A 13,274-nucleotide genomic window follows, 5' to 3' on the forward strand; every position below is an offset into this window, starting at 1 on the left:
CCGGTGCAGCCTCCGATTGGCTGACGCTCTGGGGAGGGCTGTTGCGAAGGGCACTGCCACGAAACCTGCCGGTCGGCACTCATGACAACGTTTCCAGCCCCGCTCCCGCCGTTACTTAAGTCGGCGATAAGCCGCACTCGATGACGTTCCTCTGCTTGGCCGCCGCGCTGTGCGCCACCGGCTGCGGTCCGTACTCTCCCTGTCCTGGTCGAAAATCCTGTCACCCGCTGTGGGCTGGAGTTTCACGCGGCGGGATGGTACTCGTTGAGCAGTCCTCCCAGGCGTTGTCGGCACATGATCCGGTGGAGAGCAGTGGGCAACGGGATCACGTTGGGGTCATCGTCGGGCGCGCGTAACCCCACGTCGTGACCTTGGTGGCTGCGGCCGACGTTGTAATGCCGAACGTAGTCGTCGAGCACCCGGTGGAGGTGGCTGCGGCCGGTGATGAGCAGCCGGTCAGTACATTCGCGGCGAGCCGAGGAAATCCATCGTTCGGCGATCGCGTTCATCCGCGGTGCCTGGGGCGCGGTCAGTACGACGTCGACACCGATCGAGGTTGCCTCCTCAGCACCGCCTCAGCATCAGCGCGCAACGCCGCGCGTAGTTGCGGCGGCAGCAGCACTTTGCACCGTGCCTGCACCGCACCTGGCGTGCGTTCCAAGCTCTCCGCCAGTGCTTCCAGCCTCGCACCGCGCCGGAGCCTGTCCAGCAGCATAGCGGTGTCCTCTTCCGACCGGGCCGCGCCCGCGCGGCCCGGTGCGGATCCGGCGCCCTCGTCTCGGCTCTCAGTAGTCACTTCGTCACGCTATCGGCAACCAGCGACAAATTTGCAGGTTCCGCGAACAGCAGGCCAACCGCGCTATGCGTAATAGCAGCAATGAGCCGTGGGATGATGCGTTTGACCAGCGGAAATCCCAGCGCGCCCAGACTGATCAAGCGCCGGTTAGCAACGCGAGGAAGTCGGCGTGGGCCTGCACAACGGCCCCGGGTAGGCCTGTCGTTCCTCGTTATCGGCCATAGCACGGTAGATGCTGGCGAAGCGCGGGTTCCGCCCCCGCCCTTTGCCGGACGAAATGATGAGGTCGTCGCGAATCGAGTTGACGGATTCACTGCTCGCGCGACCACGGAGCACGGTGTGGATCTTGTCGTCGATGACGTCGAGCCACTGACACGTGCCCAGTTCGGAGCAGTAACTGATTCGAGGACGATCGGCCGCTAATGTCGGATGTTACGTTCTGGAGTTGTTCAGCGACGATCCGAGTGGTCGTCGATCTCGCCGGGGAGGGGACGGGTTTATGGGTCTGGAAGTGGTGGTGGGGTTTCTGATCGCGTGGGCGGCTGGGAAGGCCCAGCGTGTGGGCAAGCAGCTGGACGGGGTCGCCGATCAGGTGGTGGATGCCTCGGCGGAGCGGTTGCGGAACGTCGTGATGCGCAAGCTGGGCGCCGATCCCGCGGTCGAGCGGCTCCGGCTGGAAGCCGGCCAGCCGGGCGGGGTTGGTGATCGAACCCAGCAGCGGGTGATGCTGGCGCTGGAGGACGCCGTCGAGCAGGACACTGATTTCGCTACCGAACTCAAGACCGCGCTCGCGGAAGCAGAGAAGAACGGCGTGGTCACCACGTCCGGCGGGACCGTGGTCAGCGGGGCGGTAACCGCGAGCGGGCATGGTGTCGCGATTGGCGCGGTCGGACGGGACGCGAACCTGGGGCAGGCGCCGGACCCTTATTGGCCGGACCGGGCCTAGAGCACCCCGGCCCCGGAACCACTGCCGCTCTCCCTTCTCCGTCGGGCGTGCACGCCACGCACGGTGGCGCCGCCGTCGCCGCCGTGGGTGGGGACTTCCATTTTCATCAAGCCGCCGTGCCCAGCGCGGCCGCGGTCGTCACCACAATCACCGGCAGCACACAGGTAACTCGGGAGCGGTTCGTCGGCCGAGCCGAACAGGTCACCCAGCTCCTGGAGCTCCTCGACCCCGTCGGACAGTGGCCGGGACCGATCGTGGTGTCAGGGATGGGCGGGCTCGGCAAGACCGCCTTGGCCAGCCACACAGCGGCGGCCACCGTCGACCGGGGCTGGTTTCCCGGCGGTGTACTGTTCGTAGACCTGCGCGGCTATGACCTTCAGGGCCAGCACGTCCGGCCCCAGCAGGTGTTCGCCTCGATGCTGCGCATCCTTGCCCCCGACAGTCCGATACCCGCCACGCTCGACGAGCAGGCAACGGCCTATCACCAAGTCCTTGACCGGCTAGCCACGCGGGAACGACGCGTCCTGCTGGTTCTCGACAACGTCGCCACCAGCACACAGATTGTCGATCTGCTGCCGCAGTCTGGATCGCATCGTGTGCTCGTCACCAGCCGTGACACCTTCTCTGTGCCCGCCGCACGCCAGTTCGCCCTGGACGTTCTAAAGCCCGAGGATGCGTTGCGGCTGCTGACCGACGGCCTTGTCCGGCGTTTCCCCGGTGACCAGCGGGCCGAACTCGAACCGGACGCCGCGCACCGGATCGCGGTGACCGTATGTGGTGCGCTGCCACTGGCACTCGAGATCACGACCGCGGTCCTGACCGGTGAACCTGACCTGTCCATCGCAGACTTGATCACCGAACTCACCGCGCCAGACGGGACCGGGGTACACCGGCTCTCCGACGGCGAACGCATCGTCGCGACCGTCATCGACCAGTCCTGGCACCGCCTACGCGCCCGCCACCCCGACGCCGCCCGCCTCCTCCCGCTCCTGACCCTCAACCCCGGACCCGACTTCCACACCGACGCCGCCGCCGCGCTCACCGGGCAACCCTCCGCGACCACGGTGGCCTGGCTACGAACACTTCGTCACGCGAACCTCCTGCACCACACCGGTAACGGACGGTGGGCGATGCACGACCTCATCCGCAGCCACGCTCGCGACCACCTCCACGACACTGCCACCCCGGACCCAAGCGCAGCGACCCTAGGACTTCTCGCGCACTACGTTTCCGCCACCGCCGCGGCAGACCGTCATTTACGTGTCTTGCCCGGCGATTCTCTGCCCGGACGGTTTACCGGACGAGCAGAAGCACTGGCGTGGCTAGACGCGGAGCGAGCCAATCTCACCGCCGCTGTCGTTCTCGCTCTGGCTGCCAGATGCTTCGAGATCGCCGGATTCCTGGCCGATTGCCTCGGCGCCTACCTGAAATGGCGTCGCCACATCAGCGACCTCGTCACGACAAGCGAACATGCTCTCACAGCCGCGCGGCAACTCGACGATCTCGGATTGCTTAGCTCTGCCTGGAACAACGTCGGGGTCGCACTACAAGAGGCGGGGAACTCCGATGGAGCTATCGCGGCTCTCCGGAAGGCCCGCGACACCCACCAAGAACTCGGTGACCTCCACGGCGAAGGCCTAGCCTGGAACAACCTCGGCAACACCCTGCGAAATGTGGAGCGCTTCGACGAAGCCCTCACCGCCCACCGCAAAGCCCTCGACATCTTCCAGAAAATCGGTGGCCTCCACAGCGAGGGCGACGCCTGGCACAACCTCGGCAACACCCTGCGAGATGTGGAGCGCTTCGACGAAGCCCTCACCGCACTACAGAAAGCCCACGAGATCTACCAAGAACTCGGCGACCTCCACGGCGAAGGCATAGCCTGGAACAACCTCGGCAACACCCTGCGAAATGTGGAGCGCTTCGACGAAGCCCTCACCGCCTACCGCAAGGCACGCGAGATCCACCAAAGACTCGACGACCGCCACAACGAAGGCAATTCTTGGGATGGCCTAGGCTGCGCCCTCCAAGCGAAGCGGCGCTTCGACGAAGCCCTCACTGCCCACTGCAAGGCACGCGACATCCACCAAGAACTCGACGACCGCCACAACGAAGGCAAGTCCTGGAACAACATCGGGCTCGTCCTTCAGGAAATGCGGCGCTTCGACGACGCCATCACCGCCCACTCCAGAGCCCTCGACATCTACCAAGCAGTTGGCGACCGCTGCCAAGAAGGCCTAACGTGGTGTTGCATCGTTTATGCCCTAGAGGAATTAGAAGAAGTCATGGGGGCGAAAGCCGCCGAAGACGCGTTTTCACGAGTGCTCACCACGGCAGATGACACCTACATCGAGGATGCGGTTCAAGAAGCCATGGAGAAGATGGACACCCGGCGCTCCACTCGGTCGCCGATCCCATCGAGTAGTGACGAGAAGTAGCACCAACACTGGACTTCGCTGCTGTAAGCATCCCTAGCCGGCTTGGCAGGTTAGGCCGCGCAGTTGGATCACCACCATTGTGTCCATCGCGATTCGCCGAGGACGACTCCTTGTTCGGTCTGGTGTGTGCAGGGGTACGGGCTAGGTGGCCCGATGGCTCCGACGCGTGCTCAGAACGCGACCGTCATCGGGTCCTGTCCGATCGGGAGCGTCGTCCAGTCGTAGCGTGGAGCCCGGGCGGCCGCGGCAGCGACCAGTACACGGCCGGCGCCGCGGCGGCGGTGCTTCTTCTCGACCTCGATGTGGACGAGGATCGCGCGGCGATCGATGCCGCACAAGGAGAAGCGGATCTCGCCGAAGATGGTGCGCCTCAGGTGCAGTTGGATAGCACCGATCCCGGCGGCCGTGACCGGTCGCATCAGCACCAGGCGCAGCCCGTACTCATCCGCCTGCTCTTCGGTGACGTCTGGCGCGGCTGCGGGGTCGATCATCGCCCATGCACCTTCTCGGCCGGGAAGGGCGTAGCACGCTTCGCAGAGCCATTCCGGCGACCGCGACGTCGTGCCCCCATGGGCACCGTGCCGGTGTCCCGGCGCCGGGGCGGATCGGGATCACTAGGGTGCGCCAGTGTAGGGTCTCGCCGCTCGTGACATGTCGATCTTGCACGACCTGTGCGTTCTCGGTTGTCTCGCGGTCACTCCACCATGATCAATCCCAAACTCTTGGCATTTCCTCGACCGATCAGCCATGACGCTGTCGTCTACGCCCATTTACGGGACTGCGGTTGCATATCCGAGGCTGGCCCTTGCTGCCCGACGTGGGCGGCAAGTGCTGTTCGATCTCTGACTGCCCAGCGGGTCAGGTCATGCACGCGCACCACGACGCGGGATCGAACCAGTTCATCCGCTGCCGCGTTGAGGACGTTGTCTAGCGCCAACTGGCGGCGGTGTCGCGCTCCATTCGCCGCGAGCCTGGGGCTGGACTTCGACTCGCCCGCGGTGCGGCTGGCAGTGCGGCTCTACGGCGACGGCGGCCGACCAACTCACCAGGGACTATCTAGCCGAGGGGATGCGCTCGATCCGGACGTGATCGTCGAGATGCTGGCGGCAGTGCTGGCAGGTGCGCTGCGCGCCGCGCAGGTCGCCGATCCCGAGTTGCGCGTCGAGTCGGTGCTGGAGGAGGTGGAGTCGCGCTAGACCCGTCGATCGTGTTGAGCGCCAACGACTCCGTCCCACATCGGCCGAGCGCGGGGGGGGGGCATGCCGAGGTCGCGTCCGAGCCGGCCGAGGTTGCGCAGAAGCTACGTGCGGTGACGCCGCGGCTGTCGGCGACCCTGTCCAGTGACCTGTGGCCGCGCAGGGCGGCGAAGCAGGTCAGGCTCACCTCGGCGATGAGTCCGCGATCAAGGCGTACACCTTGTTGTTCCAAGGCCCGGCTTCTCACCGACCGCTTCAGGTGACGCGAAAGACCGGCCAGCCGATCTCGGTGCGCCACGCGGCGGGATCGTCGGCGTCACGCGGGCCGACGAGGTAGACCTCCCGCACCGGCCCGGCCACCGACATCGCATTCTCCACCACCCAGGTCCCGAGTTCGCCGTAGGTGACTTCGACGCCGTCGTGCTCACCGACGTGGGTGGTGACGGCCAGTTCCACGGCCGGAAGAGTTACGGGGTGCACGCGTCCGCTGCGGGGTGGTACATCGGTCGGCAGGTAGACGAGCGCGCGACCGCGCTCCTGCTCGAACAAGGCGTTGTCGTAGCAGCCGCCCAGAGGTCCGGACACGGCGGCGCCGACGGCCGCCTCCAGCTCGGCCATCGCGCCAGCGAACCAGGCCTCGACCTCGTGATGCCCGACTACGGCTTCCACCGCCGCGACCGTCCGGGCAGGCTCCGCGCGCAGCTCGACGTCGATCGGCGCGGGGTCGGGCCGGAGCAGGCGCCGCAGCGACACAACCGCGGCCCGGGTGCGGTCGAGCACGTCCTCGAGGCGTTGCAGGTGGTCCGCGACCAGGGCCGCCCGGACACCGGGGTCGGGGGTCCGCAGGATGCGCTGCACATCGCTCAACGGGACGTCGAGTTCGCGGAGCCGGTGGATGACCTGCGCGGTCGGGATCTGGTCGAGCCCGTAGTAGCGGTAACCGGTGCTTTCGTCCACCACGGCGGGTTCCAGCAGGGCCGCCTCGTGATACCGCCGCAGCGTCCGCACGCTCAAGTGGGTCAGCCGCGAGAACTCCCCAATGCTCAGCACCTCTCCATTCTGGACTCTCCCCCGGGGAGAGAGTCCACGGCTTGACCCTCCCACCCCGCGAGATCACACGATGGGCTCATGACACAGCACACCGATTCCCAGTCCGATCTGCTCCCGACCACCGTGCGGGAGTTTTTCGCCGCCCACGTCGTCCACGACGCCGACACCGCCTCGTCGTTCCTCACCGAGGACGCGGTGATCATCGACCAGGACGAGACCTTCCGCGGACGCGAGAAGACGCACGCGTTCCTGCGGGAAGCCGGGACCGAGTTCGAGTACACGACCGAACAGATCGGCGCGCACCGCGCAGACGACAACCACTGGGTCGTGACCCTGCGGCTCGAAGGCAACTTCCCCGGCGGGATCGCCGAGCTCGACTACCGGTTCACGCTCCGGGACGACCGCATCGCCGAAATCGTCATCGCCAACCACGCGGCCTGACCGAACCCGCGCACGTCGATCTTGAATGGAGAAGAATCATGAAGGTTTGGTTCATCACCGGTGGGACGCCCGGAGGGTTCGGTCTGGTCTACGCCGAGGCCGCACTGGACCAGGGCGATCGAGTCGTGGTGACCGTGCGTCGGCCTGCTGAGCTTCGGGAATGGGCTGAGCCTTACGGCGACCGCGTGCTGGTTCTTGAGCTCGACGTCACCGATGCCCAGCAAGTGCGTGCGGCGGTCAAGGCGGCGGAGGATCGGTACGGCGGAATCGACGTGCTCGTCAACAACGCGGGCCGCGGCTGGTTCGGTTCGGTCGAAGGGGCCCCTGACGAGACGATCCGCCGCACGTTCGACCTCAACCTGTTCGCCGTGGTCGACGTGGTGCGTGCCGTCCTGCCGGGTATGCGGGCACGCGGCAGCGGCTGGATCGTGAACATGTCGTCGGTGGCGGGCCTCGTCACCGCGCAGGGGTTCGGCTACTACTCGGCGGCGAAGTTCGCGGTCGAAGGACTGTCGGAGGCGCTGCGGCTCGAGGTCGAGCCGTTCGGTGTGCGGGTGCTCGTCGTAGAGCCGGGAGCAACCCGCACCAAAGCCTTCGCCGGCTTCCAGGACCAGCCCGTCAACGAGACGCTTACGTGCCGATGATCGAGAGCGTCAAGGCGGCGTTCGTGGACCACAATGGCAAGCAAGAGGGCGATCCCGTGCGGGGAGTGCGGGCCGTGCTCAGTGCGATGAACGCACCCGTTCCGCCGCGCCGGATCGTACTCGGAAACTCTGGCTACGACGTCGTCACCGGGATGTACGAGAAAGCTCTCGTGGAGCTGCGCGCCAACGAGAAGCTTTCACGCAGCACGGACTTCTAGTCTTGTGGCTGCGGGCGTCGCTCGACTGCGCCCGGCGCCAGCTCCGCGCCGAAGCATTCACCGCAGCCGGGTACGCCGTGACCTTTCCCGAGCACGCCCCGGGTGAGCTCGGCGTCATGATCGTCAGCAAGCTCGCCGCCACACCCGACCCGCTCAGCACCGCCATGGACTACTTGCCCGCCCGTGCCGCCGGGGTCGTCGTTGGCACCACTGACGGACCGCTCCGCGTCGCCGGTGCCTACGTGCCGTCCCGCGATTCCAGCGCGGCCAAGACCGAACGCAAAGTGACCTGGTTACAACACTTCCAGGACGTCCTCGACCGCACGGCGAACGGCACTCCGCTGCTGCTGCTCGGCGACGGTTCGCCGAACGGTGGTCCCCATGAGAGGGTGTCGTCCCCCCGCGCCGGGCCGCTCGGTCTTCAACACTTCCCGCGTTCGCCTTTCCAGGCGGGGGCACCCCGTCTGGAAAGGCGAACGAGTCGACCGCGAGATCAGCGACGTCGTCCTGCCCCCCCCCGACACCTTCGTCGACACCGCCTAGCGATCAGCCCCGATCCAGGGCGAATCGGGTGCCCGGTGACGAAGAGGTCGCGAACCAGCCAGGTGTGGGCGGGCCGCAGGGATTACGCGGGACGTCCGAGGCTCGATTTCGCCGATGTCACGGGCAGTCCGGTGAGCCGGATTCCGGCGTGCGTCTTGTAGCGCCGGTTGACACCGACCAGCAACGCGGTGATCCGTTCACAGATACCGCTCATGTCCAGGGGGCCGCAGTCGACCGCGCGCAATCCGTGGATGCTTTCGATGAGACCAGCTGCGACAGCCTTGTCGGCGCTCTTGTCGCCGCAGATCAACACGTCCTCGTCGAGGCGCTGTCCGAGGTCCTGCAGGATGGCGGCGCTGACCGTCTGCATCGCGGAGATGACCGAGACGCCTGCCGGAAGCAGGTCTTGGGCCTGCTCGGCAGCTGAGCCCGCCCACGGCATGATCGGCCGAAGGCCTCGGCGCCCTGGCACCATCGGCGCGGTCGTGTCGATCAGCAACTGCCCCGGCTGGATGACCTTGGCGAGCGATCGCAGAGTCTCGAGGTGAGCGCTGAACGGGACCGCGATGACGACGACCGGCGCTCCATCGATCATCACGGCGTTCTCACCGCCGGACGCTCGTGGTAGCCGCGTAGCAACAGCCTGCGCGGAGTCCGCGCGGCGAGAACCGATGCGGACATCGATACCGGCGTGCGCCCACCGCGTCGCGAGTCCGAGCCCGAGGGCACCGGTGCCACCGACGATGGCGACGGTCCCGACGCGCTGGGACTGCTCATCGAGCCGTGGCGCGGGCTGAGGGGATGTCATGGGAGCTCCTTCGATCTCGGCCTGGTGGTTCATTCGCTGAGCGGGTGGTCTTGGCCGTTTTGCGCAGGCCCGACCCAGACGCTCTTGATGTTGGTGAACTGCCGGATCCCGAAGACGCCCAGCTCACGCCCATAGCCGCTGCGCTTGACGCCGCCGAAGGGCAGCCGGGGGTCGGACGCGACGATGCCGTTGACGAACACGGCGCCTGCGTCGATGCGGGGCACAAGGAGGTCAGCGCGGTCGAGGTCGGACGTCCACAGGGCCGCACCAAGACCGAACTCGGTGACGTTGGCGATGTCGACGGCATCGGACGCGTCCTTCGCCCGGACGACCGCGGCGACCGGTCCGAAGGTCTCCTCAGCCGCGACGGCCATCTCGGGGGTGACGTTGTCCAGGACGGCGGGCCAGAGGTAGAAGCCCGGTCCCTCGGGCACCGTGCCGCCGGTGACGATCCTGGCGCCCGCCGAGACGCTGCGGCGCACCTGGTCAAGCACGTCCGCGCGGATGCCCGCCCTGGCCAACGGGCCGATCCGGACGTCGCGGTCGAAGGGGTCGCCGACAGTCAGCGCGGCGACGCCTGCGGCGAACGCTTCGGTGAACTCCTCGGCGACCGCGTCCTCGACGATGAAGCGCTTGCCCGAGATGCAGCTCTGCCCAGCGTTGAGCATCCGCGCCGTGACGGCGGCGGCCGCGGCGGCGGGGATGTCGGCGTCTGCGAGGACGATGAACGGGTCTGAGCCACCGAGTTCGAGCACCTGCGGCTTGAGGTGCGCGGCGGCCATGGCCGCGACCTGGGCGCCGACCTCGGTCGAGCCGGTGAGGGTCAAGGCGTGGATGCGATCGTCGGCGATGAGGCTCGGCACGGCGTCCGGGCCGACCAGCAGCGTGGTGAACAGCCCGGCCGGGCAGCCCGCCTGCTCCCAGACCTCGGCGATCGCGAGGGCGCAGCGCGGGACGTTCGACGCGTGCTTCAGCACGGCGCCGTTGCCCGCCAGCAGCGCGGGCGGCGCGAACCGGAACACCTGCCACAGCGGGAAGTTCCACGGCATCACGGCGAGCACCAGACCCAGCGGGTCGTAGGCGATGTGGCTGCGCGTGGCGGCGGTCTCGACCGGCTCGCGGGCGAGCATCGCCGGACCGTGCTCGGCGTAGTACTCACAGCACCAGGCGGACTTCTCGACCTCGGCTTCAGCCTCAGCGATGGGCTTGCCCATCTCCTCGGTGATCAGCGCGGCGAGCCTGTCCCGGTCGGCGCGCATGATGGCTGCGGCGCGGAGGAGGTGCTGGGCGCGGACCTCGATCGGAGTTGACCGCCACTGGGCGGCCGCACCGGCCGCCCGGGCGAGGGCCGCCTCGATCTGGTCCGGGGTGTGCGGATCGAAGCGACCCAGGACTTCTTCGGTCGCGGGGTTGACGGAGGTAATCTGACGAACGGACATCGTGGTGCCCTTCTCTGGTCGGCACGGGAACGCGGCGGGAATCTCGGTGGCCCGACCTGGACGCCGCGCCACGCGGGGGACGGTCAGCCAACGGCCTGACGGCGGACGAGCTCCGCGTCCGGCCCACTCCACAGCACGTCGTCGGCGGCGACGCGCTCGTGAGCAGCGGTCGACTCGAGCGCGTCGAGCACCTCGCGTGCCACGCGCACGTACCAGTCCGCGACCTCGGCGGGGTAGTCGGCATAGCTGCCGTTCTCCCGCAGCACCGGGCCCTCGACGGTGGGGATGTCGGTGTGGCCGTCGTAGTCGACCGCGTACGGCTTGCCGAGCTTGGAGGCGGTGGGCGCGTCGATCGTGGCGTCGAGCTTGACCCACCGGCCGTCGACGAACGCCTCACCGAGCGAGTGCCACGGCAGCGGACGCCCGACCGGCCCGCCCCACAGCACGCGGACCTCGGGCGAGAGGAACTCCATCTCGGGGGCGTCCAGCGCCTGGAAGGCGACGCGCGCCGGGATGCCGGCAGCGCGGGCCAGCGCGACGAAAGAGCTGGCCTTGCCCATGCAGAACGCGACGCCGTTCTCGAGGACGTCGCTTGCGGCCGTCTGCCCCGTCGCGAGGTAGCGGAACGAGGCGAGGATGTCGTAGGGCAGGTCACGGACGTGGTGGTAGATGCGGCCCAGACGCTCGACGTCAGTCGTGACGCCCTCGGTGATCCGGCGGGCGGTCTCGACGACGGTCGGGTGGTCGGAGTCGATGTACTCGGTCGGGCGGAGGTACTCCTCACCGGCGGTCTCGGTCGACTGGGAGGTCACATCGGAGGTCATCGTGCGGCTCGCTTTCAGCGGGTGTGTACGGAGGTCAGGCGGGTTGGGGGCTCCGGCGGTATCGAGATGCGGAAGGATCTGCTCGCCCACCACGTCGAGATAGTCGGAGTCGGCGACGTCCGGGATCGTGAACAGGAAGTGGTTGATCCCAGCGGCCTGGTACTCGCGGATCTGCTCGACGCAGGCGTCGGCGGAGCCGGTGATGAGGCCGCTCTCCGGGATCGACTTGAACCGAGCGCGCAGCTGTTGCTGGACCGCGGGCGACTCGGTGGGTGCGAGCACCGTCGTCACTGAAAGCTCGAGGGTCGAGGGATCACGGTCGATCGCCTCGCACTCACTGTCGAGCAGCGCCCGGCGCTCTGCGCACTTCTCGGCAGACCACCACCTGACGTTGACGCCGTTCGCGTGTCGGACGGCGATGCGGTTGACCCGCAGCCCTTCGCCGCCGACCCACAGCGGCGGGTGCGGCTTCTGGACGGGCAGTGGGTCGCAGATCGCGCCGTCGATCGTGTAGAAGTCGCCGCTGAAACGGGGGTTGGCCTCGGTCCAGACGCTGCGCATCACCTGCAGCGACTCGGCGAGCGCCGAGACGCGGTCGCCGGTCGACGGGAACGGGATCCCATAGGCCTCGAACTCCTGCTGGAACCAGCCTGCCCCCAGCCCCAGGTCCACGCGCCCGCCCGAGATCACGTCGAGGGTCGCGGCCATCTTGGCGAGGACGGCGGGATGACGGTACGAGTTGCACAGCACGCTGGTGCCCAGGCGCAGAGAGGTCGTGTCGCGCGACAGCGCCGACAGCGCCGTCCAGCACTCCAGGAGCGGGATCGACGACGGACCCTGCGCCGCGGGCGCGTCACCGTTCGCGTTGTCGGTGATCCCGGCGTCGCGGACGTAGTCGTCGGGGCTGAGGGTCAGGAAGTGGTCGCACAGCCACGCCGAGTCGAACCCGTGGGACTCCGCCGTCTGCGCGACGCGGGTCATGTCCGGGTAGTTGCCCACGGAGAGGCCGCGGATGGTGAGGGCGAGGATCAGCCCGACGTGCGGGCCGTCCCCGCCGGAATGCCCCGGCGTGCCGGTATCGGTGTTGGTCATGAACGCAACCTTTCTGTTCTCTCTGTCATGCCGACCGTCCCGTTCGCGATGACGCGGGGAAGCGTCACCGAGAATCCGTAGCGATCCGGCCGGTAATGGAAGACCACGACCTCCAGCGGTCGGTTCTCGTGGTCGAAGCTGACGCGATCGAGGACGAGGACCGGTGCGCCCTCGTCGACGTCCAGCGCCGCCGCGACGTCCGCGGACGCGCCTGCGGCGTGGATTTCGTGCCGGGCCTCCGCGATGCGCGTGCCCAGCCGCTGTTCCCACATCGTGTAGGTGGTCTCGGTAGCCGGTTCGGCCGAGCGCAACGGCTCGGCGGCGTCCAGCACCCGCGTCGGGAGATGGATCGTCACCAACGCCACGGGCTGCTCGCCGTCGCCGTAGCGGCGGCGGATGGTGAGCACCTCACGCTCCCCCAGCGTTCGCGCGACGTACGCCGACGCAGGCTCGACTCCGAAGCTCATGACCTCGATCTGCGGCGTGACACCGCGGTCGAGCAGGACCTCCGTGATCGTGCGGACCCCGGACGACAGCTCCTGGTCCAGTGGTTCGGAAACGAAAGTGCCCAGCCCTTGCCTGCGCACGACCCAGCCCTGACGCTCGAGGGCGCCCACTGCGGCACGGACGGTGATCCGACTCAGACCGGACTCCTCGATCAGCTCCTTCTCGGTGGGCAGTCGTGCGCCCGGTGGCAATTGCTGCTTGACGATCAATGCCTTGATCTGTTCGGCCAGCTGCGCGGTGGCCGAGGTTCGACCGCGCTGGATCCGCAGGTCAGCGTCCGTCAGGTCGAGGCGAGGTTCGGCGTCTTCACGGGATGTCATAAGTCGTATTGA

The 13,274-nt window shown here is 67.7% G+C and carries 14 protein-coding genes; 6 read left to right on the plus strand and 8 right to left on the minus strand.

What is annotated here, in order from left to right; genetic code table 11:
• Positions 1-242 precede the first annotated feature (242 nt).
• Together MJQ72_RS26365 and MJQ72_RS26370 are read right to left on the minus strand one after the other, a co-directional pair.
• Positions 243-509 (minus strand): transposase, encoded by a 267-nt coding sequence (locus MJQ72_RS26365; RefSeq protein ID WP_240593697.1) that lies wholly within the window; start codon positions 507-509, stop codon positions 243-245.
• A gap of 20 nt (positions 510-529) precedes the next feature.
• Positions 530-796, minus strand: a complete 267-nt coding sequence (locus tag MJQ72_RS26370; protein WP_240593698.1) for a hypothetical protein — start codon at positions 794-796, stop codon at positions 530-532.
• A 499-nt stretch (positions 797-1,295) separates the two neighbouring features.
• Here MJQ72_RS26370 and MJQ72_RS26375 point away from each other — a divergent pair, with 499 nt between their 5' ends.
• Together MJQ72_RS26375 and MJQ72_RS26380 are read left to right on the plus strand one after the other, a co-directional pair.
• The gene (locus tag MJQ72_RS26375; protein WP_240593699.1) at positions 1,296-1,742 is read left to right on the plus strand and encodes a hypothetical protein; all 447 of its coding nucleotides are present in this window, start codon (positions 1,296-1,298) and stop codon (positions 1,740-1,742) included.
• Positions 1,743-1,789: 47 nt separating this feature from the next.
• On the plus strand, positions 1,790-4,180 hold the full coding sequence (locus MJQ72_RS26380) for a tetratricopeptide repeat protein (protein WP_240593700.1): 2,391 nt from the start codon (positions 1,790-1,792) through the stop codon (positions 4,178-4,180).
• A 170-nt stretch (positions 4,181-4,350) separates the two neighbouring features.
• On the opposite strand, the gene MJQ72_RS26385 is transcribed toward MJQ72_RS26380, so the two are convergent.
• Positions 4,351-4,671 (minus strand): hypothetical protein, encoded by a 321-nt coding sequence (locus tag MJQ72_RS26385; protein ID WP_240593701.1) that lies wholly within the window; start codon positions 4,669-4,671, stop codon positions 4,351-4,353.
• 507 nt (positions 4,672-5,178) lie between these two features.
• Here MJQ72_RS26385 and MJQ72_RS26390 point away from each other — a divergent pair.
• Complete coding sequence (locus MJQ72_RS26390) at positions 5,179-5,376, plus strand: hypothetical protein (protein WP_240593702.1); 198 nt, start codon at positions 5,179-5,181, stop codon at positions 5,374-5,376.
• Between the two features lie 255 nt (positions 5,377-5,631).
• On the opposite strand, the gene MJQ72_RS26395 is transcribed toward MJQ72_RS26390, so the two are convergent.
• A complete protein-coding gene (locus tag MJQ72_RS26395) occupies positions 5,632-6,426 on the minus strand; it encodes a MerR family transcriptional regulator (RefSeq protein ID WP_240593703.1) in 795 nt (264 codons plus the stop codon).
• 78 nt (positions 6,427-6,504) lie between these two features.
• Here MJQ72_RS26395 and MJQ72_RS26400 point away from each other — a divergent pair, with 78 nt between their 5' ends.
• Genes MJQ72_RS26400 through MJQ72_RS26410 form a run of 3 tightly spaced genes read left to right on the plus strand, consistent with a single transcriptional unit; the run spans position 6,505 to position 7,729 of the window.
• The gene (locus MJQ72_RS26400; protein ID WP_240593704.1) at positions 6,505-6,867 is read left to right on the plus strand and encodes a nuclear transport factor 2 family protein; all 363 of its coding nucleotides are present in this window, start codon (positions 6,505-6,507) and stop codon (positions 6,865-6,867) included.
• Between the two features lie 38 nt (positions 6,868-6,905).
• Complete coding sequence (locus tag MJQ72_RS26405) at positions 6,906-7,511, plus strand: SDR family NAD(P)-dependent oxidoreductase (protein ID WP_240593705.1); 606 nt, start codon at positions 6,906-6,908, stop codon at positions 7,509-7,511.
• A complete protein-coding gene (locus MJQ72_RS26410; protein WP_240593706.1) occupies positions 7,502-7,729 on the plus strand; it encodes a hypothetical protein in 228 nt (75 codons plus the stop codon). The genes MJQ72_RS26405 and MJQ72_RS26410 overlap by 10 nt, the downstream gene beginning before the upstream one ends.
• A 625-nt stretch (positions 7,730-8,354) precedes the next feature.
• On the opposite strand, the gene npdG is transcribed toward MJQ72_RS26410, so the two are convergent.
• The 4 genes from npdG to MJQ72_RS26430 form a co-directional block, all read right to left on the minus strand.
• Positions 8,355-9,080 carry an NADPH-dependent F420 reductase gene (npdG, locus tag MJQ72_RS26415; protein ID WP_240593707.1) on the minus strand — a complete coding sequence of 242 codons (726 nt, stop codon included), beginning with the start codon at positions 9,078-9,080 and terminating at the stop codon, positions 8,355-8,357.
• Between the two features lie 29 nt (positions 9,081-9,109).
• A complete protein-coding gene (locus MJQ72_RS26420; RefSeq protein WP_240593708.1) occupies positions 9,110-10,519 on the minus strand; it encodes an NAD-dependent succinate-semialdehyde dehydrogenase in 1,410 nt (469 codons plus the stop codon).
• An 83-nt stretch (positions 10,520-10,602) separates the two neighbouring features.
• On the minus strand, positions 10,603-12,435 hold the full coding sequence (locus MJQ72_RS26425; RefSeq protein WP_240593709.1) for a TIGR03619 family F420-dependent LLM class oxidoreductase: 1,833 nt from the start codon (positions 12,433-12,435) through the stop codon (positions 10,603-10,605).
• On the minus strand, positions 12,432-13,262 hold the full coding sequence (locus tag MJQ72_RS26430) for a GntR family transcriptional regulator (protein ID WP_240593710.1): 831 nt from the start codon (positions 13,260-13,262) through the stop codon (positions 12,432-12,434). The genes MJQ72_RS26425 and MJQ72_RS26430 overlap by 4 nt, the downstream gene beginning before the upstream one ends.
• Positions 13,263-13,274 lie beyond the last annotated feature (12 nt).

Origin of the sequence: Amycolatopsis sp. EV170708-02-1 (assembly GCF_022479115.1) — a bacterium.
Lineage (GTDB): Bacteria > Actinomycetota > Actinomycetes > Mycobacteriales > Pseudonocardiaceae > Amycolatopsis.